At 72.8% G+C, this 2,136-nt stretch carries 2 protein-coding genes; both read left to right on the top strand.

From position 1 onward, the window contains the following. Nucleotides 1–465: hypothetical protein (locus GGD82_RS20700; RefSeq protein ID WP_211364864.1), on the top strand; the 465-nt coding region annotated here is incomplete at its 5' end. Continuing rightward, nucleotides 462–1,961, top strand: a complete 1,500-nt coding sequence (locus GGD82_RS20695; protein WP_184013347.1) for a hypothetical protein — start codon at nt 462–464, stop codon at nt 1,959–1,961. The genes GGD82_RS20700 and GGD82_RS20695, both read left to right, overlap by 4 nt. Nucleotides 1,962–2,136 lie beyond the last annotated feature (175 nt).

Below are 2,136 nucleotides of genomic sequence, written 5' to 3'. Positions count from 1 at the left end.
GAGGGCCGGTACTTTGCCGGCGGCGGGTGGGTGAATGGTCCCGGAGGCCCGACGGACGATGCCATCGCGGCGCACCTGAGCGCCGGTGAGTTCATCGTCAACGCCGCCTCGGCCGCCCAGTACGGCGGCCTGTTGGAGGCCATCAACGACAACACCTTGCGCGTGATCGAACCCCAGCGGCCCGTCCTGCAGCCGGTCGTGGTGCCGCTGCCGTGGGTCGATCAGGCCCCGGCCTCGACGGCGCCGGCGCGCGACGATCGGCTGGTACCGCTCTTGGAGAGCATTGATCAGCGTTTAGAGGCGCTTGAAACGGCGCTTCACGACGAAGCCCAGGACACTCGCCGCGCCGACGGCGCCCTCACGGAGGAGCTGTCCGGCCACCTGATCGGGATCCGCTCCGACCTGGCCGAGGCCACCGGCGCCGCGTCCCTGGCCGCCCGCGCCGCCGTGGGAGGCCGCCGATGACCCGCACCGAGACCAGGATCAAGGCCCGCTACATGGACGCCGTCGGCGCGATGCAGACCCTGTATCTGTCCGACGTCGGCTATGCCGCCGGGCCGGAGGAAGACTATGCCGTCTATGATGGGGCGTTGCGCGTGCGCCCGACCTGGACGCGGTCGATCGACACGGCCCTGGACCCGTCGGCCGGCGCCGACACGTCGTACAGCGCGATCAGCCTCGGCGAGGCCGCATCGGGCCGCTATGACGCACTCCGGGACGCCGCCTGGGGGTACGAGGTCGAGGTCATGGAGGGGCCGGCCGGCCGACCAACCTCCGAGTTTTCCGTGGTGATGACCGGCATCACCGAACGCGCCGACATCGGCTGGCGCGACGTGGATCTGATCCTCCGCGACCGCCTCCAGGTGCTGCGCGACAGGCCGATCACCACCGCCACCCTGGCCGGCACCGCCACCGCCGGCGGCATGGCGCCGGAGGGCGGACCGTCCCTGGCCGGGCGCCCGGTTCCCGTGGGCTGGGGCGTGGCGGAGGCCGTGACGCCGGTCGAGGGCAATGTCCACGACCAGATCTATCGGATCGGCGCATACGATGCCCTCACGGGCGCGGCCGATGGCGGCGCGCCCCTGACCATCGGTCCCCAATTCGAGACCGCATCCGCGCTCCAGGCCGCGACCCTGTCCGCCGGGGAGGTGGCGGGCTGCCGGGCCGAGGGCCTGATCCGCCTGTACGCGCCGCCGGCCGGGGCCCTGACCGTCTCCGCCCGTCATCATGCGGATTGCCGTCTGCCCGCCCTGGTGCGCGCCGTGCTGGAGGGGCCCGGCGGGATCCGCCCGTCCGATATTCGGCCCAGCGTCGATGCCCTGCCGGCGTGGGAGGCCGGCTGGTGGACCGGCGCCACCGAGGCCACCGTGGGCCAAGTCCTGGACGGCCTGCTGGCCGGCGTCGGCTATTGGCACGACGACGCCCTGGGGCGCATCGCCGCATGGCGCCCGACACCGCCGGAGTGGGCCACGCCCACCGTCGCCCTGACCGTCGACGATCTGGCCGGCGCGCCCGATCTGGTCGCGACCGGCCTTGAGGTTCCGGCCGGGCGCATTGAGGTCGAGTACCGCCGCGCCTGGACCGTGCTGTCCGAGGATCAGCTTGTGGACGCCGACACCCCCGCGCGCGTGGCGTGGCACGATCTGCTGACCGCCGCCTATCGCCTGGACGCCGGCGACATCCCGGTGGTGCAGGACCGCTGGCCCGGATATCGCACCGTCGCCCGCACCACGGCGCTGGCGTTGCAGGACGCCGCCGCCACCCTGCGCACCGGCCTAGCGCCAATGTACGACATGCCCCGCCGCGCGTGGCGGCTGGGCGTGACCCGGGCCGGCGCCCGCCAGTGCGATCTGGGCACCTGTGTCGATCTGTCGGCGATCCCCCGCCTCGGTATGGCCCGCGCGTGGGTGGTCGGCCTGCGTCGATCGCGCTCCGACGCGCAACTGACGGTCTGGGGGTAGGCGATGGATCAGACCCGCGCGGCCGCCCTTCAGAACCTCCTGATCGTCCCCGACAATCGCCTGGACGACATCGGCGACGGCACCCCCGCCACCCTGTCCGGCGGCGCATGGATCAGCGCGCGGCCGTTGTCCAATCTGCTGGATCCGCGCTTCCTGCTGACCGCGCAATCGGATG

It is taken from the genome of Roseospira marina (assembly GCF_014197855.1).
GTDB lineage: Bacteria > Pseudomonadota > Alphaproteobacteria > Rhodospirillales > Rhodospirillaceae > Rhodospira > Rhodospira marina.
This window is presented reverse-complemented; position numbering and strand designations above follow the sequence as displayed.

Coding starts and splice junctions, on each gene's coding strand:
- GGD82_RS20695 (WP_184013347.1), top strand. CDS start 462: ATGACCCGCACCGAGACCAGGATCAAGGCCCGCTACATGGACGCCGTC.